15 protein-coding genes and 1 pseudogene are annotated in these 19,015 nt (G+C 60.2%); 13 read left to right on the top strand and 3 right to left on the bottom strand.

Going from position 1 to position 19,015, the window contains the following annotated elements:
* Nucleotides 1-3: 3 nt before the first annotated feature.
* From FEF26_RS02570 to ahcY, 5 genes are all read left to right on the top strand, one after another.
* Nucleotides 4-3,606, top strand: coding sequence for a glycosyltransferase family 2 protein (locus tag FEF26_RS02570; RefSeq protein WP_138251981.1), 3,603 nt, complete (start codon nt 4-6; stop codon nt 3,604-3,606).
* Nucleotides 3,603-5,444: a DUF5719 family protein gene (locus FEF26_RS02565; RefSeq protein WP_138251980.1), complete on the top strand. Its 1,842-nt coding sequence runs from the start codon at nt 3,603-3,605 to the stop codon at nt 5,442-5,444. Before FEF26_RS02570 ends, FEF26_RS02565 begins: the two co-directional genes overlap by 4 nt.
* Nucleotides 5,445-5,503: 59 nt before the next feature.
* A complete protein-coding gene (locus FEF26_RS02560; protein WP_138251979.1) occupies nt 5,504-5,872 on the top strand; it encodes a DUF3499 domain-containing protein in 369 nt (122 codons plus the stop codon).
* Between the two features lie 99 nt (nt 5,873-5,971).
* Nucleotides 5,972-6,142, top strand: a complete 171-nt coding sequence (locus FEF26_RS15655) for a Trm112 family protein (RefSeq protein ID WP_166432886.1) — start codon at nt 5,972-5,974, stop codon at nt 6,140-6,142.
* The gene (gene ahcY / locus FEF26_RS02555; protein WP_138251978.1) at nt 6,139-7,611 is read left to right on the top strand and encodes an adenosylhomocysteinase; all 1,473 of its coding nucleotides are present in this window, start codon (nt 6,139-6,141) and stop codon (nt 7,609-7,611) included. The genes FEF26_RS15655 and ahcY overlap by 4 nt, the downstream gene beginning before the upstream one ends.
* Before the next feature lies 1 nt (nt 7,612).
* Here ahcY and FEF26_RS02550 read toward each other — a convergent pair whose 3' ends face one another.
* On the bottom strand, nt 7,613-8,425 hold the full coding sequence (locus tag FEF26_RS02550) for an RDD family protein (protein ID WP_166432885.1): 813 nt from the start codon (nt 8,423-8,425) through the stop codon (nt 7,613-7,615).
* Between the two features lie 25 nt (nt 8,426-8,450).
* Between FEF26_RS02550 and FEF26_RS02545 the strand changes: the two genes are divergently transcribed.
* Together FEF26_RS02545 and FEF26_RS02540 are read left to right on the top strand one after the other, a co-directional pair.
* Nucleotides 8,451-9,440: a stage II sporulation protein M gene (locus tag FEF26_RS02545; protein ID WP_208012827.1), complete on the top strand. Its 990-nt coding sequence runs from the start codon at nt 8,451-8,453 to the stop codon at nt 9,438-9,440.
* A gap of 98 nt (nt 9,441-9,538) precedes the next feature.
* The gene (locus FEF26_RS02540; protein WP_138251976.1) at nt 9,539-10,846 is read left to right on the top strand and encodes a TIGR01906 family membrane protein; all 1,308 of its coding nucleotides are present in this window, start codon (nt 9,539-9,541) and stop codon (nt 10,844-10,846) included.
* A 60-nt stretch (nt 10,847-10,906) separates the two neighbouring features.
* Here the strand turns inward: FEF26_RS02540 and FEF26_RS02535 are convergent, their stop codons facing one another.
* Entirely contained in the window at nt 10,907-11,551 is a 645-nt protein-coding gene (locus FEF26_RS02535) for a VOC family protein (RefSeq protein ID WP_138251975.1), read from the bottom strand.
* Nucleotides 11,552-11,643: 92 nt separating this feature from the next.
* Here FEF26_RS02535 and FEF26_RS02530 point away from each other — a divergent pair, with 92 nt between their 5' ends.
* The 3 genes from FEF26_RS02530 to FEF26_RS02520 are packed head-to-tail and all read left to right on the top strand — an operon-like array spanning nt 11,644 to nt 14,051.
* A complete protein-coding gene (locus FEF26_RS02530) occupies nt 11,644-12,477 on the top strand; it encodes an SURF1 family protein (RefSeq protein WP_138251974.1) in 834 nt (277 codons plus the stop codon).
* Nucleotides 12,474-12,998: a DUF3817 domain-containing protein gene (locus FEF26_RS02525; RefSeq protein ID WP_166432884.1), complete on the top strand. Its 525-nt coding sequence runs from the start codon at nt 12,474-12,476 to the stop codon at nt 12,996-12,998. Before FEF26_RS02530 ends, FEF26_RS02525 begins: the two co-directional genes overlap by 4 nt.
* Before the next feature lie 39 nt (nt 12,999-13,037).
* Nucleotides 13,038-14,051: a LacI family DNA-binding transcriptional regulator gene (locus FEF26_RS02520; RefSeq protein WP_243730375.1), complete on the top strand. Its 1,014-nt coding sequence runs from the start codon at nt 13,038-13,040 to the stop codon at nt 14,049-14,051.
* Here the strand turns inward: FEF26_RS02520 and FEF26_RS02515 are convergent.
* Nucleotides 14,019-15,020 carry a glycoside hydrolase family 43 protein gene (locus tag FEF26_RS02515; protein ID WP_138251971.1) on the bottom strand — a complete coding sequence of 334 codons (1,002 nt, stop codon included), beginning with the start codon at nt 15,018-15,020 and terminating at the stop codon, nt 14,019-14,021. The genes FEF26_RS02520 and FEF26_RS02515 overlap by 33 nt on opposite strands.
* Before the next feature lie 127 nt (nt 15,021-15,147).
* On the opposite strand from FEF26_RS02515, the gene FEF26_RS02510 reads away from it, so the two are divergent.
* The 3 genes and pseudogenes from FEF26_RS02510 to FEF26_RS16045 form a co-directional block, all read left to right on the top strand.
* The gene (locus FEF26_RS02510) at nt 15,148-16,833 is read left to right on the top strand and encodes an ABC transporter substrate-binding protein (RefSeq protein ID WP_138251970.1); all 1,686 of its coding nucleotides are present in this window, start codon (nt 15,148-15,150) and stop codon (nt 16,831-16,833) included.
* Nucleotides 16,826-18,478 (top strand): ABC transporter substrate-binding protein, encoded by a 1,653-nt coding sequence (locus FEF26_RS02505; protein WP_138251969.1) that lies wholly within the window; start codon nt 16,826-16,828, stop codon nt 18,476-18,478. The genes FEF26_RS02510 and FEF26_RS02505 overlap by 8 nt, the downstream gene beginning before the upstream one ends.
* A 42-nt stretch (nt 18,479-18,520) precedes the next feature.
* Nucleotides 18,521-19,015 (top strand): annotated as a pseudogene (locus tag FEF26_RS16045) (hypothetical protein); the annotation flags it as partial.

The following is a 19,015-nucleotide window of genomic DNA, read 5'->3' as shown; positions in this document are numbered from 1 at the left end:
TAGGTGAGTGGTCCTGCTGCTCGAGTTCATATCGCCGCCGTCGTACTTCATGACGGCGGCGGTTTTGCGTCGCCGCAGTGGGACACCCACGGCCGCGCGTTGAACGTTGCTGCGGGACTGGAATGGCAGACTCGGCAGGCTGACAGTGTGATTGAACTCAGTTCAGCTCACTATGAAGGACCTCAAGACCTCTCCCGGTCGCTGCATTCCCGGCTCCTCAACGATCGTCGTCAGGCCAAGCGCACACTCTCCACCGGTCCCGGAGGGGTGAAGTCCACACCGTTGTGGAGGACCTTTGAACGGCAGCTGGGCGACGGGTTCACACCACGTTTCCAGTGGTTATGGATCCTGCCGGCGGATGCCGTGCCTGAGCCTGAGGCGTTGAAACACCTTGAGGACCGGATCTTCACCGTTAAGGATGAGGAAACCCACCGAGCTGTCGAGATCGTGGGAGCCAAACAGTGGGTAGCCGGGATAGAGGAGCCTCGCCTCGTCAACGCGGGTCTGTGGAGCACTCGCTCGGGAGAAGTCACCACGCTGACTGAGCCCAAAGAACTCGACCAGGGTCAGTACGACGGGCGAGACGAAGTGCCAGGAGTCTCTGCCCACGGAATGTTGGTGCGCGCCAGCCTCTTCGGCGACTTGGGTGGTTTCAGTCCCGAGTTAGAGGGTGACTATGCCGCCGCCGACTTCTGCGCACGAGCCCGCGAGGTAGGTTCCCGCACTGTGCTGGAATCCCGCGCATCAGTGCGACGGGTCGCCCCACCCCAGCGGGAAATGGTGCACCGTCTGGCTGGCAGCCTTCTGCTTACCAAAGCAGAGCGCCGCAGCCAGCTACGGGCACGCCTGACACAAGCGCACCCTGTCCTGCTGCCGCTGATCTGGTTGGGTTTGTGGCTCGCCGCCGGAGGCCGGTTCATCGCGCTCCTGGTGTGCAAGGCGCCCGATGCGGGACTTTCTCAGTTCCTCAGCTCAGCAGGTACTCTCATCAACTGGGCCGCGATCAGCAGACTGCGGCGGCATCGTGCTTCAGGACGCCGTGCGGCGCTTTCGCGACCAGAAAGGGCCGGCGAGTCCGGCAAGGATGTCCTGGCCGAGGGTAGACAAGCTGTGCGCGAGAACCGGCTCAGCGGAGCTCAGCTGCGCGAGCAGCGGCGTCGGGACACTACCGCTGAGACCGTAGGTGTCACAGGAGAACGGACCGCAGGAGTCGCCGGTGTCCCGGGTGATGAGCGGGCACTGTTGGAAATCGGCTCTGGTGACGGCGAATTCGATCAGCTGCCGGCCCGAGGTTCCGGGGATCGTCTTGGTCTTTTCCTTCTGCTGACAGCCCTCACTGGGGTGTCGTTGGTGGGATTCAGGGACCTTCTCCTGTCTGGGGCCCTCGGCGGCGGTGCGGCTGTTCCGGTCTCTGCCTCGATGACCGAAGTGTGGACCCACACCTTGTCGTTCCTCGTGGCCGATTCGCTCGGAGAACGGGCTGCTGCCGATCCGTTCAATCTGGTACTGCTCATCCTCTCAACGCTGAGCGTTGGGCATGCCTCAGCGGTCTTGCTGTGGGTTGTCATCCTCGCGGCGCCCCTGAGTGCGCTCACAGCGTGGTGGGCGGCGGGGCTCTGGAGCTCCGCGTCCTTCCACCGGGTGGTCACTGCGCTGGTTTGGGCTCTCCTTCCGGCGCTGCAGGCAGCAACGGGCCAGGGGCGCATTGGTGCCGTGATCGCGCATATTCTGCTGCCAGTACTGGTGCTCACCACGGTCCGCGCAGTCCGCGCCCACAGCCAGCGGCGTGACAATGCTGGTCGAGTCGCTGCTCTGCGCCTGACCGCAGGGTGGGAGACGGCAGCTGGGGCTGCCCTGCTTCTCGCAGTGGTCACTGCTGCGGCCCCCGTCCTGCTTGTCCCGGCAGTGCTCTGCTGCATAGTGACCGCCCTGGTTCTGCGCCGTCGGGGGAGGGTGCTCTGGCTGCTTCCGATCCCCGCCCTGGCGATCTTCGCGCCTATGCTGATCTCCACACTGGACCGCGGGTCAAGCCTGATCGCGGCGCTGATCTCCGAACCAGGCCGCACTCTGACCAGTGCAGAGGCAGGCTTGCCGGCTCCAGTGTGGCAGCAGCTGTTGGGATTCTCCCAAGCATTCAGCCCTGCCGCTGGGCTCCCTGGTGCGACGAATTCGGGGGGCCTGATCTGGCTGCCGGAGGTGCTCTCCGCCGACTTTTGGGCATTGCGACTGGCGCTACTCATCGGTGCCCCGCTGCTTGTCATAGCAGTTTTGGCGATGTTGGCAGCTGGTCGCAGAGCCCTGGTCATCACCTGTGGGCTAATAGCAGTGGGACTGGTGGGCTACTCCGCGCTAGTGGGTCGGTTGGCAGCTGGAACGGCAGGCGGGGAGGTCGTTGGAGCCTATACGGGCCCATTGGTGTCGGCGCTGGCGCTGTGCCTGATAGCTTCGGCAATCAGCGGGCTTCAAGTGACTCATCGTTCCTCATCCGCCCTCGGTGGAGTATTCAGCCCTGTGGCGTCGACACTTTTGGTCTTGGCGATCTTCGCTGCTGGTGTCTTCTGGGCTGCGCCACGGCTGATGCCGGCCACCGAGCTGACAGACAAGACCATTACGGCAGTCAACGACGAACAAGTTCTCATCCGACCCGGCGCAGTCCGGACATTGCCCGCGACTGCCGCAGACCTCGGCATGGGGCCAGCTGCCAGCCGCACCCTGGTGCTCTCATCCTCACATGAGGGGGTGACCGCGGAGATTCGCTCCCGTGGCGGTGAAACGCTGGATAAGCACCGCAGCGCCGTTGCCGGACAACAGGTACCCGTCTGGGCCACCGTCGGCAGTGCGGCGTCGTGGCTAGGGAACGACGATGACGCACCAGAAGAACTCAGCGATTCCGAACAGCGGCTGGCTGATCTGGTTGCGGGCGTCGTCGTACAGGGTTCTGAGGACATCGCGGAGATCGCCTTCGAGCTTGGGATCGGCTATGTGCTGGTCACAGACGGCACAGCACTGCGGGAAGCCGCTGATACTTCCAGTGGTCTGACGTCGGTAGGAGAGACTGAGTACGGTGCACTGTGGCGCATAGATTCTGCGATATCGGAAGAGCTTGCTGCACCTCAAGAAGTAGTTGGTGCGCCAGCTGCCTGGGCCAGGATCGTCACCGCAGACGGAGAGCCCATATCCCTGCTGCCGAGTGAGCACCACCGGATTGATGTAGAGCTCTCCGAGATTCAGGAGCCTGAGGGCGGGGCCCTCGAGCTGTCCGACGAGACCGAGTACTACGTGCAGATAGCTTCCGAGAGAGCATCCGGGTGGCAGGCCACTTTAGACGGTGAAAACCTGCGACCCGTGACAGCGAACAGTCTCGGAGTGGCTCCTGAAGAAGTCGGATGGATCCGTCAGTTCCACCTCCCGGACAGTTTCGCTCAAGACCCGGAAGGTCATCTGACGCTGAGCCACAGTTCCCAGTTCCAATACCCCATTCTGATCTCGACGGGTGCGCTGTTGCTCATCTTCCTGCTCATCGCACTGCCGCTGCCGCGAAGTTGGAGGATACTGCCCGTGGTATCCGATGATCGGCTCACGTACCGGCCAGGGGGGACGCTATGACGTCCAGGAAAGTCAAGAAGTACATCAAAGCCCAGAAGAAGGCTCGACGCCGAGCACTCAGCGAACCGCAGAAGGCTGAACTTGGTGGCACCCACCTCACCGACGGGGCAGAACCTACCCCAGGAGGGGCCGATGCCGATGCCCCGGGCTCCTTTCATGGTGCGCCCAGGCGATCGGATCGTGCCGGCCAGGCTGCGCGTGCGGTCGCGGCAGTGGTGGGACTCAGCCTCATCACCACGGCAGTGGCATCAGCGGGACTGGAACTGGCTGGAGACGATGAAGAACGGACCGTTCTGCTCGAACCCCACGCGGTTGCTGGGCCCGAAGTGACGCAGAGATTGGCTTGTCCCGCGGTGCCCGGAGTCCCGGATTCCCTCTCCGATCAAGGAGTCTTGGACTATGCGGACCGCGACGAGTCCGTCACGACAAGTACCAGAGCCGCGGTTTTCGCAGCACTCAACGGCGAATTCCCCGCAGCCAACTGGTTTCCACTTGGTGACGAGGGGCGCGGCGACGCGGAGCCCCTGATCACAGCAGGGGAGCGCGAAGACGATTCGGAAGGCCCTGTGGTGGACCGGCCCTTGATCACCGGTGAATTTGACGCCGGCCAGGGGCTGCCCCTGATCCAAGTGGAACCACTGGAGGGACGCTCCCCATCGAGGGCCGCAGTCACTGCTGGAGGCTTTTCCTACAGTGCGGACTCAGGGCTGGTGACCGGCATGACGGCGGCGATGTGCCAGGAACCGGCTCGAAGTCAATGGTTCCTAGGGCCTGAGACCGGATCCGGGGCGAATTCGCTGCTAACTCTTGCGAATCCCCACGACCGCGATGCCACCGCAGAGGTCACCACATTCGACGCAGAGGGTGATACGGGGCCGCTGGGGACCACGACGCTGCTGATCCCAGAGAATTCGGTTCGCACCGTGAACCTGACTGGCCTCGTTGAATCAGATGCCGAGGTCGCCGTGCATGTGCAGGCCAGCGGCGCGCCAGTAGCTGGTCAGCTTCAATCTGCGCGGTCGTCCGGGGGAACCGGGTTGGGCGTGGAGCTGCTGGCTGCCCTCCCTGGCCCCCAGCAGCAGCACGCCGCGCTGGGTGTGCCCGCTGGAGCAGATGAAGACCCCCAGATGTGGTTCTACGTCCCTGGGGAAGACGCCGTGACCGTTGAGTTGCAGGTCTTCGGTCCCGATGGGCAGGTGGAAACGGACACTCCGGGAGTGTTCACACTGGAGCCTGGACGTGTTTCGGTAGCAGGACTCCACGGGTTGTCGGCCGGAACCTACGATGTCGCCCTGACGTCCGACCAGCCGATGTTGGCAGCAGTGCGCAGCGCCGGAGACGGTGAGCCAGTCACCACTGAGGTGGAGACGGAGCCGGAGTTCGATCCCATCACCGGCGAAGAGCTCGAGGCTGAGACTCAGGTCGAAGAAACAGATCCTATCCCTGACTTCAGCTGGTCCACCGGGGAAGAGCCTCTGGAAGCCGGCTCCGGGGCGATTCTGGATTCCGACTATGAGACCGAGCTGCGATTCCTCGCGCCTCAGGGTGACCAGCAGGCCCAGGTCACCTACCGGCTGTTCGACAGCCAGGGAGAACGCACCGAGGATCTGGTGGAAGAGATCGACCCGGGTGCTTCGGCTGTGGTGACGTACGAGGAACTGGTCGACCACGCCCAGTCAGCCGGACTTGAGGACATAGTCGCTGTGGTGCTCGCCTCCGCTGAAGGGGAAGTCTACGGGGGAGCTTTCGCCCGCGATGAGGCCGGCGGCTTCACCTCCACGGTCCTGACGCCCATCAGCCCCAGCGCTCAGTATGTACCGCTGCGCATTGAACCGTAGGACACGGGTACAGTCAGAATCCCCGCATTCCCGCTAGAAGCTGGGTAGGCTCAGTGCTCGTGGATTCTAAACGCCGTTGTACCAAGCACAGTTGCGCTGCCCCGGCCGTGGCGACCCTGACCTACTCCTATGCCGACTCCACCGTGGTCGTAGGCCCCATCAGCGTCTACGCCGAGCCGCACGCCTACGACCTCTGCGCTTCCCACGCTGATGCAGTCCGCGCCCCCCGTGGCTGGGAACTGATGCGACTGGACTACACGACCGCCGAACAGGGTGAAGACGACCTCCTGGCCTTGGCAGACGCGGTGCGTGAACCTCGACGTGAACCTGTGACGGCCGCCGGCGCGAGGCAGTCTCCCACGCCACTGTCCGCTCCCGAGAACAGCTCCGGTGTGAGCCGAGGACATCTGCGGCTCCTTCCTGACTAAATGGTGCAGCTCCTAGGCACGTTGAAAACCTCCGTCGGATTACGTCGGCAGATGACAGGTGGATCAGCTACCCGACCGAGGAGAGGTATCCTGGGGGCCATGCCCAGCACGCCCTCGATCGAGTCCTCCATTGTGCAGATTCTGCGGTGCCCGGCCACGGGGAGCCGCTTACGCCAGGAGGGCGACGAGCTGGTCGCCGTGAGCGACGAAAGCCGGCGATATCCGATCGACAAGGGCGTCCCTACTTTGCTGAAGGATCACTACTCATGAGCTTTGACTACAAGATTGCCGACATCTCCCTGCACGAAGCAGGCCGGCACCAGATCCGCCTGGCGGAGCACGAAATGCCGGGACTGATGTCGCTGCGGGAGGAGTTCGCCGAAGAGCAGCCCTTGAAGGGCGCGCGGATTGCCGGGTCTCTGCACATGACCGTGCAGACCGCGGTGCTGATCGAAACTCTCGTCGCGCTGGGCGCCGAGGTGCGGTGGGCTTCCTGCAATATCTTCTCCACCCAGGATGAGGCCGCCGCGGCCGTCGTTGTCGGCCCACAGGGCACCACTGACGACTTGCAGGGCGTCCCGGTGTTCGCCTGGAAGAACGAATCCCTCGAAGAGTACTGGTGGACCGCTGCACAGATCTTTGCGTGGCCGGGGGTCGACGAGGATCCCACCGTCGGAGCGAACATGATTCTCGACGATGGCGGAGATGCCACGCTCCTGGTCCACAAGGGCGCAGAGTTCGAGGCCGCAGGAGGGGTGCCCTCAGCGCAGGAGGACGACCCGGAGGAGTACCGGATCATCCTGGAAACCCTGCGGCAGAGTATGACCGAGAACCCTCAGCGGTTCACCGGCATTGCCTCGACCATCAAGGGCGTCACCGAGGAAACCACAACCGGCGTCAACCGGCTCTATCAGCTCGCCCGCGACGGTCGCCTGCTATTCCCCGCGATCAACGTCAATGATTCGGTCACCAAGTCGAAATTCGACAATAAGTACGGAGTGCGGCATTCCCTGCCGGACGGGATCATGCGCGCCACAGATGTCCTGCTCGGCGGCAAGACCGCCGTGGTGTGCGGCTACGGTGATGTCGGCAAAGGCAGCGCCGACGCGCTCCGCGGACAGGGAGCCCGTGTCATCGTTACGGAAATCGATCCGATCAACGCTCTCCAAGCGGCGATGGACGGCTACCAGGTTGCCCAGCTGGACGATGTGGTGGACCAGGCACACCTATTCATCACCACCACCGGGGGCAAAGACCTCATCACCGCTGAACAGATGCAGCGCATGCGGGATAAGGCCATTGTGGGCAACGTCGGACACTTCGACAACGAAATCGATATGGCCGGACTGGCCAAAATCCCGGGAATCAAGAAGGTAGAGATCAAACCTCAGGTCCGTGAGTGGGTCTTCCCCAGCGGGGGCTCGATCATTCTTCTCTCTGAGGGTCGGCTGCTGAACCTTGGCAACGCCACGGGTCACCCGTCATTTGTGATGAGCTCAAGCTTCGCCAACCAGACGATCGCCCAGATTGAACTGTTCGCCAAGTCTCATAAGGGATTCGACGGCGACGGTGCCTATCTTTCAGATGTCTACACCTTGCCGAAGATTCTGGACGAAAAGGTGGCCCGTCTGCACCTTGACGCCCTTGGAGTGCGGCTGACTGAGCTCACGAAGGATCAGGCAGAGTATTTGGGTATTGATGTGGCTGGTCCCTACAAGCCAGAGCACTACCGATACTGATCTACGAGTAGGGCAGGGTGTGGATGCGCCGGTGCAGATTCTCGGCCCTGGTCTGTTTGATGCGCAGCCGCTGATACTCCCGGTTTCTCCGTTCCGCCATCACCGCGGAGAGGAACTCCACTGAGGAGGTTGTCGGCGGCGCCGGCGCTACACAGGTCACAATCTCAGAGGCGAGTCGGTCGCCGACTGCGGTAATGGCATCGGTGTCCACCTTCCGGCCGCCTGTCTGTATCGTGCCCAACAGGCGGGATGCGCGAGCAGCCAGGTCATCAGGCACCCGGCCGATATCGGCAATCTGCGCCCAGGCTGCCATATTCGGTGGCACGGGAAGCATCATAGGCCGCACGCTGGGGTGGCGGGCCCTAATGGCGTAGGTGCCGGCCATGACGTCTCCGAGGCGTTTACCGCGTTCAGTGAAGACTCCCATGAGCAGTGGCAGCAGTCCCAGAGTGAGATAGATTTCGGCGAAGCCCGCTAACCCGCGGATCAGGCAATGCCTGAAGCGCACGCCACCGCCGTCATCGCGGACAACACGGATGCCGAAGATCAGTTTTCCTATTGAACGGCCGCGGGTCAGAGTCTCTACCGCAATGGGAACGATGACCAGAACCCCGACGACAGTGGCCAGGCTTATGGCTGCGGCCGCAGCCTCATTGAAGCCTATGCCGGCCCCGGTGAAACCGAGCGCGACGAACGCGAGCACCAGAGTTGACCAATAGATCACCAGATCAACCAACAGGGACGCACCCCGGGTGATGAGAGACACAGAGGCGAGTTCTAGGGCGACTGCTTCACCGGTAACCACGTGGCGCATCCTCCAACCATATAGTGTGGAACCCGTGGACATCGATGCATTTGTTGCCGTGCACAAGCCGCAGTGGGACCGGCTGCACACCCTCGCGTCGAAGCGGCGGCTCTCCGCCGCCGAAGCCGACGAAATGCTGGTGCTCTACCAGCGTGCGTCTACGCATCTATCCATGATTCAGGCAGTCGAGCCTGATTCACCCGTAGCCGCCAGGCTCTCCGCGGGAATCGGCCGTGCACGATCACAGCTGACAGGCACCGGTGAGAACGTCTTCGTTGCGATCGCCTATTTCTTTGCCCAGGGTCTTCCCGTGGCCTTCTACCGGTTGCGCTGGTTGACAGTCATCATTGGGGCAATGTTTATCGGCCTGGGCGCTGCTTCAGGGTGGTGGGTCTACCACCACCCCCAAATTGACCTGATTATGCCTGAAGCCGCCCGTGAGTCCTATGCCGAACAGGACTTCGTCAACTACTACTCCGAACACCCCAGTTCAGCCTTTGCCTCACAAGTCTGGACCAATAATGCCTGGATAGCGGCTCAGTGCGTCGCCTTCGGCATCACGGGTATTTGGCCAGTGTGGATTCTGGGGGTCAACGGCATCAATGTGGGAATCGCAGCGGGTGTGATGTACGAACAGGACGCGGCTGGAGACTTCTGGCTGAACATCCTGCCGCACGGATTGATGGAGCTGACTGCAGTGTTCGTCGCTGCTGCTGCTGGCCTGAGAATCTTCTGGGCGTGGATCGCCCCTGGGCAGAAGCAGCGTCTCACATCGGTAGCGGAGGAGGCACGCAGACTGATCACGGTCGCCATCGGACTGTGCTTGGTGCTGCTGATATCCGGCATCGTAGAAGGTTTCGTCACGCCCGCACCGTGGCCAGACTGGCTCCGTATCGGGATTGGAGCAGCGGTCCTTGCCGGATACTGGACATACACGCTCGTTCTGGGTTCACGTGCGGCAGCTGCTGGGGTCACCGGTGACCTGGGACGATACGACTCAGGAAACCACGAGCTCACCGCCTGATCAGAGATAATTGCGCAACTTGCCGCGCGAGTTCCGGCACAGTTGATGATCCGGGCCCTACTGTGTATTCAGGCCAGTAATGCGTGGAGAGGCGAACAATGAGCCAGAACCCTGACGAACCTCGCGAAAGCACTTCGGAGGAGAAGTCATTCGAGTCCGGTCTGGACTACGGTGCCTTTGCCTCCGAAGAACCAGATTTCCCCGAGGACCATCTGGGGGAGGAGACTCCCCCACACGACGACGCCGCAGCGCATACGTCATCAGCCCCCGCTGCGGGTGTACCTGCGCCCGCGGGGCACGACTCGTCTGCCCGGGATGCTCAGCCGACCGAGGTAGTCCCTCCGGTCAGGTCAGATCAGGCGCAGACCCGCTCATTGTCGGATGAGCTTGACGCCGCCCCGACTGCCACGTCAGGAGACAGAGTGGAAGCCGCCGAGGCGGCCACAGTTAGTGCCCCTGCAGCGGCCGATGAACAGCCCACCACGGCTTTGCCACAGGAGCAGCCAAGGCAACGAAGCTCCGCGCCGGCTGTCTCGCCGGCGTCCCCGGTTCCTCCGCGGCACCAGCGTTCACCCGAACAGCCCGCTGAAGCTCCACGACGCGAACAGGTCATTGCGCCGCCGAACGAGCACGAGCTGCAGGAGGAGGTAGAGAAGGACAAGAGGGGAATCTCACGGTTCTTCACCGTCCTCATTGCCATCTTCACGCCCCTGATGTTCATTGTGTTGGCCCTGCGGCTGGTTGCCAGCCCAGTGTTCCTGATGTTCACCTACTGGCGTCCAGGGTTTCCTGCCGACCCGGGCGGATGGGAACTCAGCGATCGACTGCTCTATGGCTCATACGGCACCGACTTCCTCCTCAACGCCGCCAACTCCAACTACCTTGCTCAGCTAGCGCCCGATGGTGAGCCTCTGTTCACCGATGCTGAAGTGTCGCATATGTTGGATGTGAAGTTCCTGCTCTGGTACGCGATGATCATCGGAGTCGGGTTGCTGCTGCTGACCCTACTGATGGCGCTTCTGCTGCGAGCATGGCGGCCCGGAGGTTTGGCTCGCGGCATCTTCGCTGGAGCATGGGCCACGATTGGCATCATGGTCGGGATCGCGGTCCTGGCAATCATTGACTGGCAGCTGTTCTTTACGGAGTTCCACAACCTGTTCTTCCCACAGGGAAATTGGAGCTTCCCCTCCGATTCCACATTGATCAGGCTCTACCCGGAACAGTTCTGGATTGACGCCGGGATCTGGGTGGCCGCACTACTGCTGATCTTCAGCCTGATCGCACTATTGGTCACCTGGCCCACTAAGCGCCGTCGTGCACGTCGCGCCGACCGACTCGCTGAAGTTCAAGAGCGCAAGCGCACCAAGCTAGAGGACGAGCTCAATAAAGCTGCAGCAGAAAGCTAGCAGCTGCACTACTGACGAGTGCTGCCGCGCTCACCCCACGGGTGAGCGCGGCAGCACTCGTTAAATGGTGACTTCGCCGTTCGGGCTTGAGAAGGTGACGCTCATAATTCCAGGCGTTCCCGACGGTGCGATCCAATCGACCTCAACATTGTCGAATGGGTCCGCGTCAGGGGAGCCCAGCCAGTCAGCCACTCGTTTCGGAGAACCGGCGATCGACAGTTTGACGAGCTTGGCCTGCGGCTCATATGCCCGTGAAGGGTGGAGGTGCTCTGTACCATCGTCCCAGCGCAACAAATAGGGAACCTGCGGGTCAGCGATGAGCCCTTTGATCCCGATCTGTTGCCATGTGAGTTCCTGATTATCCGGGAACTTCCGGTTTCCCGGCACACTCCGGCGTCCCAGTCTGTTTTCGAATGGCAGCAGGTCATCAACAGTGACGCACCAACCCATCCAGCCGCCGCCGATCTGGGACCGGTTGCGAACAGCTTGCCCGAAGGGCGCTTTGTTCGCACTGGGATGATCCAGTACTTCAACGATTTCTAAGTACTGCCGATCCGCCAGTGGAATGATGGCATTCGCCGTACCGAACCGGGGGTGAATACCACCTTTGACCCGGTCGACTCCTAAAGCGTCAGTGATTCGCTTCACTGTAGCGTCCATTCCGTCTGGACCCACAGCAAAAGAGACATGATCTAGTCGCATCATGTCACCTATCCTGACACCGGAAACGAGATAGCCGAAATCGGGTATTTCTACCTCATGTAGAACTCACGCCACGGCACGCGTATTCTAGTGTGGTGGCCTCTTCTTCCTTCTGGGCGACCGCCCGCCAACCACAGTGGATCACGATGCTGGTCCTCTCCCTGGTGCTGGCCACCGTGTTCGTCGTCCTCTCAGCCTGGCAGTTCGACCAGTCCCGCACCGAGCACAGTTATGCCGAAGACACCGAGACGCCGGTGAACCTCACTGCGATCTATGAGCCTGAGCGGCCCATCGGGCTACCCGAAGCCGATCGGATCGTCAATCTCACAGGGGAGTTCGTCCCTGACACCGATGTGTATATCGCCGACCGGTTGCAGGACGGTGAGGATGGGTATTGGGCGGTGGCTGCGTTCCGAGTCGATGACGCCCCAGATGAGCAGGTGATTCCCATCGTGCGGGGGTGGACCGCAGAGATCGATGACGAGGCGCCCCCGGCACCAACAGGACAACTCTCCCTCCAGGGAAGACTCCTTCCCACCGAAGCGCCAGGCCCAGGCCCTCGCGATCTGCCGTACCCGATACTGCCTACCCTTTCGGTGGCTGAACTGATCAACCTCTGGGGAGAAGACTCCTACTCCGGTTTCGTAGTGGACTTCAGTGAACAGGCCATCGGGACCTCGTCACTGGAATCGGTATGGGTGGGCACCCAGCCCGAAGGCAGCGACATCAACTGGCTCAACCTCTTTTATGCCGTCGAATGGGTCGTCTTCGCTGGATTCGCCTTCTACCTGTGGTGGCGGCTCGTCAAGGACGCTCACGAGCGCCAACTGGAGGAAGAACGTCTGGACCGCGAATGGGAAGAGCAATGGCGGGCCGAGCAGTTGGAGAAGCAAAGGCAGCAGACCGAGCACGTCGAGGAGAGAACATGACCGACCAACAGGCCAATACGGACGTCACCCTTGGTGATCCTCCGCCACGGCCGAAGAAGAACACCCAAAGGCTCTATGGGACGCCGGCGCAGATCCGCAGCGGGCTCACGTTCTACCGCGTGATGGCTATCATTACCGGCATCTTTCTACTCGTTATGGTAGCTAAGATCCTCATCAGCGGTTCCCTTTTCGGGTGGACGTTCTGGGACGGCTATGAGCTCTATATCGGCGGTACTTCGGTGGATGGGACATCGAACCTCATTGGGTTCTATCCTGCCGAGTCCCTGCAGGATGCACGATCCACGTCAACAATGATCGCCCAGGCTCACGGCGTCGCCTACGTCGTCTACCTGGTAGCGGGTTTCCGCCTCTGGTACATGCTGCGCTGGGGCGCGGGACGGCTGGCTCTGATCATCAGCGGCGGACTCGTGCCCTTCTTCAGTTTCTTTGTGGAACGCAAGGTCGTCGGCTTCGTGAGCCGAGACCTAGCCGCTGAATCGGCCACTGTGCCACGCTACTAGACCTTCAGAAGTCCGGCCCTGGACTACGATGAGCGGGTGATGAATCAAGGCCGTGGGAGAGCTCCGTCGATGATTGATGTGGCGAAGCAGGCTGGTGTCTCCCACCAGACAGTCTCTCGGGCGATCAATACACCGGAGGCCCTCAGGAGCGACACTCTTGAACGGGTGCGCAGGGCCATGCGAGATCTGGGGTACCGCAGGAACTCTCAGGCGCGTGCACTGAAGACTCGGAAAACCGGGCTGATAGGCGTCGTCAACCCCGGTGATTCCTCCTTTGGCCCCAATCGCACAACACTGGCTATCGAAGAAGCTGCCCGCAAACAGGGGTTCGCAACAGCTCTGAGCGTGGTCCGTGATGCTCGGAAGGAGACAGTCGACTCCACACTGGATTTTTTCCTCGGTCACGGTGTCGAGGCCGTGATCGTGATCGCCCCTGTTCCGACCGTCGCAGATGCCGCCAGGCAATTGTCCACGCGCATGCCCGTGGTCATTGTCACCTCGGGCCTCAGTGCTGCGGCGGATCAGAACGTGGTGGGTATTGATCAAGAGATGGGTGCACGTCTGGTGGTGCAGCATCTGCTCACACTGGGCCACCGGAATGTGGCCCATATCTCGGGACCAGACGACTGGTACGACGCCCGAGGTCGTGTGACCGGTTGGCGACAGTTGCTTGCTGAGTCCGGGTTAGAAGCTGGGGCCCAGGTCGGTAGCTCCGGATGGACCGCAGAATGCGGCTTTCGAGCAGCTCAGGAACTTCTCGCTCATGACACTCCGGATGCCATCTTCGTGGCCAACGACTTCATGGCCCTCGGTGCGATTCGCGCGCTGGAATCCAGAGGGCTGCGCGTGCCTTACGACGTGTCGGTTGTTGGGTACGACGACGTTGACGCCGCCGCCTACTTTAGTCCCTCCTTGACGACTGTCCGGCAGCCATTCGAAACAGCAGGCAGGGCCGCTATGAATATGCTGCTACGCATCACCGCAGAAAAGGTGCCGGGGGATGGGCTCATCGCCCCTGAACTAGTGATCCGGTCCTCTGCTGGTCGGCGCTGACGGTCCGAAGACTCGGTCGATCCGCTCCCATTCACGTGGCGAAAGTGCCAGAACGGACCCGTGTTTTGTATTAGGAGGCATGGAGAACCCCGGGGTCCATGACCAGCGTCCGGAGCTGATGTCATCGGTGAACAGACCCACATAGCCCTGTGGTTGTTCCATGTACTGGTCGACCATGAGATACCAGCGGTCACGGCGATGGTTGTCAGCGAAGACGACTGGGCCTTCCACTTGAGGGTATAAGTCGTTGCCGATGTTGGAGCTGAGCCGTGAGAAGGGCTCGGCGAAGAAGTGTTCACCGACCTCGTGGCACAGACCCGGTGAGTCTTGACGAAACGAATCTTCCTTGAAGAACCGATGAACAGCGCCGTCGGCCTCGACTGGGCACATATCGATGACGGACGTGCCGTTGTCAACAACCGTCTGGGGGGCGGTAAATGAGTGGAAGTTTGTGGTGCGGGAGGCCAGAATCCGGCTGTAGCTGGGGTTTTCGTGCAAGGGGTCGTCGGCACCATATAGGTGTGAGGACCAGAAAACCAGATAACTGCCACTTGAGCTCTCGTACATCGCTTTCGGTGCCCATGCCATGCCAGCATTGGCAGGTGCGACCTCTATTAGGCGCGGTGGAGACCACGTGACGAGGTCCGGACTGTCCCAGAGCACCAAGCAACGGCTCCCATGGCTAGTCCACTGGCGCCACAGTTCCGGTGTGTGATGACCGTGAGCCCAGACTCTTAGGTCGGTGGCCATGAGGGTGAACCCTGAGCCGTCGCGTTTTCGGATGATGTGTGGATCGCGGACCCCTCCGGTCCCCACATGAGACTCCAATACGGCATCACCGGCGTTGAGTCGCTCCCATTGCGTTGGGTCATTGTCCCGTGACCGCGAAAAGTAGATCTTCTCCATGTGCCGTGAGCTGCTCTCGACAAAGTGGACTAGAAGATAACCGTAGGGCTGCGAATGTGACACGTGTTCTCCCTCAATTTGTTTCACCGTCTTGCATTATGTGAACGTTAACATTATTGTGCTGAACATCACACTTGTTCGAAGAGGAGGGCACGTGTGACGTTCACATCGCACTGAGAGGAACTTTGATATGACGCATAACCCAATTCTGGAGCCTGGTCGGCGTGGCTTGTGGGTGCCCGTTGCCGTGTTGTCGGTGGGTGCACTAGTGCTGACTGCTTGTGGTGGCGGAGGTGACGATGACGATGCTGTGGAGATTGATCAGGAGGAGCTGGGTCAGGGGGCAATGGAGTCCTTTGACGTTGGTGACACCTTCGTCGCCACAGAGCCGGTGGACTTTTCCCTGCTCTACCGAAACAATCCGGACCATGGTTTCGATGAGGATTGGATGTTCTTCGAGCATCTGGAAGAAGAGCACAATGTGACGTTCTCCGTGGTCAATGCACCACTGAGTGATTTCGAAGAACGGCGTTCGCTTGTCATTGGCGCTGGAGATATGCCGGACTTCATCCCCGTGACATATCCCGGTCAGGAGGTGCCGTACATCTCAGGTGGCGCCGTGCTGCCGATCAGTGACTATTTGGACTACATGCCGAACTTCACGGATAAGCTCGACCAGTGGGATCTGTGGGAAGAATTCGATGCCCAGCGCCAGGAAGACGGCAAGGCCTACGTTCTTCCCGGATTGCTAGAGGATCCGTTCTACCACTTCAGTGTGGTGGTGCGAGGTGACATTTGGGATGAACTCGGACTCGACACTCCCACCACCTGGGATGAGCTGGAAGAGCAGCTGCGCGTAGTGCAAGAGGAGTACCCCGATGTCACGCCGTTCTCTGACCGCTGGGAGCTGCAGAGCACGCTGAACATCGCCTCCGCGAACTTCGACACTGTCGCTGGCTGGGGGTACGGACAGGGTCTGTACTTCGACCACGATGCCGATGAGTTTATCTACGCCGGTGCCTCGGACGGTTATCGTGAGCTGCTGGAGTATTTCGCTGGCCTCGTCGACGAGGGTCTGATGGACAGTGAAACGTTGACACAGGACGATCAGATGGCGGAGCAGAAATTCGCAGCTGGTGAATCGTTCGTCATCGGAGGCAACGACGAGTCGACCCAGATATATCATCGCGGATTCGAAGAACTGGGCACTGAAGGCGCGGAGGCTCGGTTGATTCCGATTCCAGGTGGACGCAACGGAGACTACATTCACAGCGGGGGCCGTTTCGACAGCGGAATGATGCTCTCGGCGTCAACAGCTGATGAGGATAACTTCCTGGCGTTGTTGCAGTTCATTGACTGGTTGTACTACTCCGACGAAGGGCTTGAGTTCGCTACCTGGGGAGTCGAGGGAGAAACCTACGAACGTGACGACAATGGTGAGATCCAAATCGCGGATCACATCGATGTCAACAACATCAACCCAGACGGTGATGAGCACCTTTTGCGCGACTACGGCTTCTACAACCAGCCATTCCTCCACGCCAGTGGCTCGACGACCGAACTGGTGCACTCCGCATTCCGGCCGCAGGTTATTGAGTGGCAGGAAAGCATGATGCATAAAGAGGAACTTCCGGTGACCCCGGCCCACCCGTTCACCGATTTGGAGCTTGAGCAGGTCGGACTGTGGTCGACTGCGCTGACTGACCAGGTGCAGACCGCCACAGCACAATTCATCCTCGGCCAGCGGTCCTTCGACGACTGGGACTCTTACGTCTCCGAGTTGGAGAGTCTGAATATGCAGGAATTCGTGGATCTTGCCAATGAAGCGTACGAACGCGCTCAGGAGAACATCGAAGACGAGTCTGCCGATGACTAGGAACTCCACGCTGGCAGGACCTTCCTTGGTGCTGACAGGAGCAATTCTGCTCAGCGCTTGTGGCTCCCAGTCTCCGGGTGATTCCGCAGAGATCAACCTGGATGACGCAGGGCGAGGTGCTATGGAGAGTTTCGAGGCGGGTGACACGTTCGTAGCGGAGGAGCCCGTAGAGTTCTCACTTCTGTATCGCGACCATCCCAACTATCCACTCAGAGATGATTGGCTCATTCTCGAACACCTGGAAGAACAGCATGGTGTCACGCTGGATCCGGTGATTGCTCCGCTGAGCGACTACGAGGAACGTCGTGGTGTGATTATCGGGTCTGGTGAAGCTCCTGACTTCATGCCAGTCATTTGGCCTGGCCAAGAGGTGCAGTACATTTCTGGCGGCGCGCTTCTTCCGGTGAGTGACTATTTGGAATACATGCCCAACTTCACAGAGAAGCTCGAGCGTTGGGACCTTCAGGACGAGTTCGACAACCTGCGGCAGGAAGACGGGAAGGCATATATCCTTCCGGGCCTTCGCGAAGACCCCTACTACCAGTGGACGGTCGCAGTTCGGGAAGACATCTGGCAGGACCTGGGCATGGATTTCCCGGAGACCTGGGACGAGTTCAGAGATCAGCTCGAAGTTGTTGCCGAAGAATATCCGGAGATGACTCCGTGGTCGGACCGGTGGCAGATGCAAGCGACCCTCAACCTGGTGGCCCCTAATTTCGACACAGCTGCAGGATGGGGTTTTGGGCAGGGCTTGTACTTCGACGCGGAAGCTGACGAGTACATCTACGCCGGTGCCACTGATGAGTATCGCCAGCTGCTGGAATACTTTGCCGGACTGGTTGAGGATGGCCTCCTTGATGTTGAGTCCGTCAGTCAGGACGACGACACGGCCATGCAGAAGTTTGCGTCGGGTCAATCTGCCGTGATCGCTGCCAACGAAGAAGAACTTCAGCTGTATCGAAGTGCTTTCGAGGAAGCCGGTAACGAGGATGCAGTGGTGACCATGATTCCTGTTCCCGCAGGTCCGGCTGGCAATTATGTGGGAAGCGGGGGACGGTTCGATGTAGGCCTGACGATCTCATCAGAAGCTCGAGACAATGACGACTTCGTCGCCATGCTGCAGTTCGTAGATTGGCTTTACTATTCGGATGAGGGCCTGGAATTCGCCACGTGGGGTGTCGAGGGCGAAACCTTCGAGGTGGAGGCCGACGGCGAAAGAACTTTGGCGGAAGACGTCGGGCTCAAGGATTTCAATCCTGGGGCTGATCAGCACCTCTCCGTGGACTTCGGTTTCTATAACGGAGTTTTCTCGCACAACTTCGGCTCGGACACGGAGCTCTTTCGCTCACTTCTGAGCGAAGAGATTGTCGAACTCCAGGAGCAGATGTCTGATAAAGAGGAGTTGCCGCTGCAACCGAATGTTCCTTTCACTGAGCTTGAACAAGAGCAAACATCATTGTGGCAGGGGGCTCTGACCGACTACGTCGATCAGTCAACAGCTCAATTCATCGTCGGTCAACGTGACTTGGACGACTGGGACAGCTATGTCGCTGAACTCGAAGCTCGCAACATGAACGAGTACCTCGAAGTGGCGAATGAGGCATACCAGCGTGGCCAGGACATGCTCGAGGAACTCGACGAGTAAACCTTTCTGCCGATAAATACACACGTTTTCCAGGAGGGGTGTATGACTGCGTCGTCTCAGGTGCCTATGGGTCAGCCGCCCGGTCATGGTGCTGGTTCTGCTGCGGTGTTAGCTGGTGAGGAGTCGTCTTCGGGGAGGAAGCGTAAGTCTCGCCGGGTGCGGAAGAAGGATTTGTATCAGGGAACGAATCGTACTGATACGTGGTCCCATCATCTGAAGCGGGATTGGCGGCTTTATAGCTTGTTGATCGCGCCGTTGATCTTTCTGTTGATCTTCCGGTATTTACCGATGGCCGGTAACGTGATCGCGTTCCGCCGGTTCCGTCCGGGATCGAATATTTTTGGTGATGAGTGGGTCGGTTTCCACTACATCGAGATGTTCATCAATGACCCCACGTTTTGGCGGGTGTTCTGGAACACAGTCATTCTTGGGGCATTGACCCTAGCGGTATGTTTCCCGTTACCGATTGTGTGGCACGTAGCGAGAGTTGGAAGCGGTAGTCTGCGTAGTTGGAAGCGACGTTCCGGACTTCAGGTA

The organism is Nesterenkonia salmonea (genome assembly GCF_005771525.1).
GTDB classification, from domain to species: domain Bacteria; phylum Actinomycetota; class Actinomycetes; order Actinomycetales; family Micrococcaceae; genus Nesterenkonia; species Nesterenkonia salmonea.
The sequence above is the reverse complement of the archived record's forward strand: the minus strand, read 5'-3'. Positions and strand labels throughout refer to the sequence as shown.

Coding starts and splice junctions, on each gene's coding strand:
- FEF26_RS02565 (WP_138251980.1), top strand. CDS start 3,603: ATGACGTCCAGGAAAGTCAAGAAGTACATCAAAGCCCAGAAGAAGGCT.
- FEF26_RS15655 (WP_166432886.1), top strand. CDS start 5,972: ATGCCCAGCACGCCCTCGATCGAGTCCTCCATTGTGCAGATTCTGCGG.
- ahcY (WP_138251978.1), top strand. CDS start 6,139: ATGAGCTTTGACTACAAGATTGCCGACATCTCCCTGCACGAAGCAGGC.
- FEF26_RS02550 (WP_166432885.1), bottom strand. CDS start 8,425: ATGCGCCACGTGGTTACCGGTGAAGCAGTCGCCCTAGAACTCGCCTCT.
- FEF26_RS02540 (WP_138251976.1), top strand. CDS start 9,539: ATGAGCCAGAACCCTGACGAACCTCGCGAAAGCACTTCGGAGGAGAAG.
- FEF26_RS02535 (WP_138251975.1), bottom strand. CDS start 11,551: ATGATGCGACTAGATCATGTCTCTTTTGCTGTGGGTCCAGACGGAATG.
- FEF26_RS02525 (WP_166432884.1), top strand. CDS start 12,474: ATGACCGACCAACAGGCCAATACGGACGTCACCCTTGGTGATCCTCCG.
- FEF26_RS02520 (WP_243730375.1), top strand. CDS start 13,038: ATGAATCAAGGCCGTGGGAGAGCTCCGTCGATGATTGATGTGGCGAAG.
- FEF26_RS02510 (WP_138251970.1), top strand. CDS start 15,148: ATGACGCATAACCCAATTCTGGAGCCTGGTCGGCGTGGCTTGTGGGTG.
- FEF26_RS02505 (WP_138251969.1), top strand. CDS start 16,826: ATGACTAGGAACTCCACGCTGGCAGGACCTTCCTTGGTGCTGACAGGA.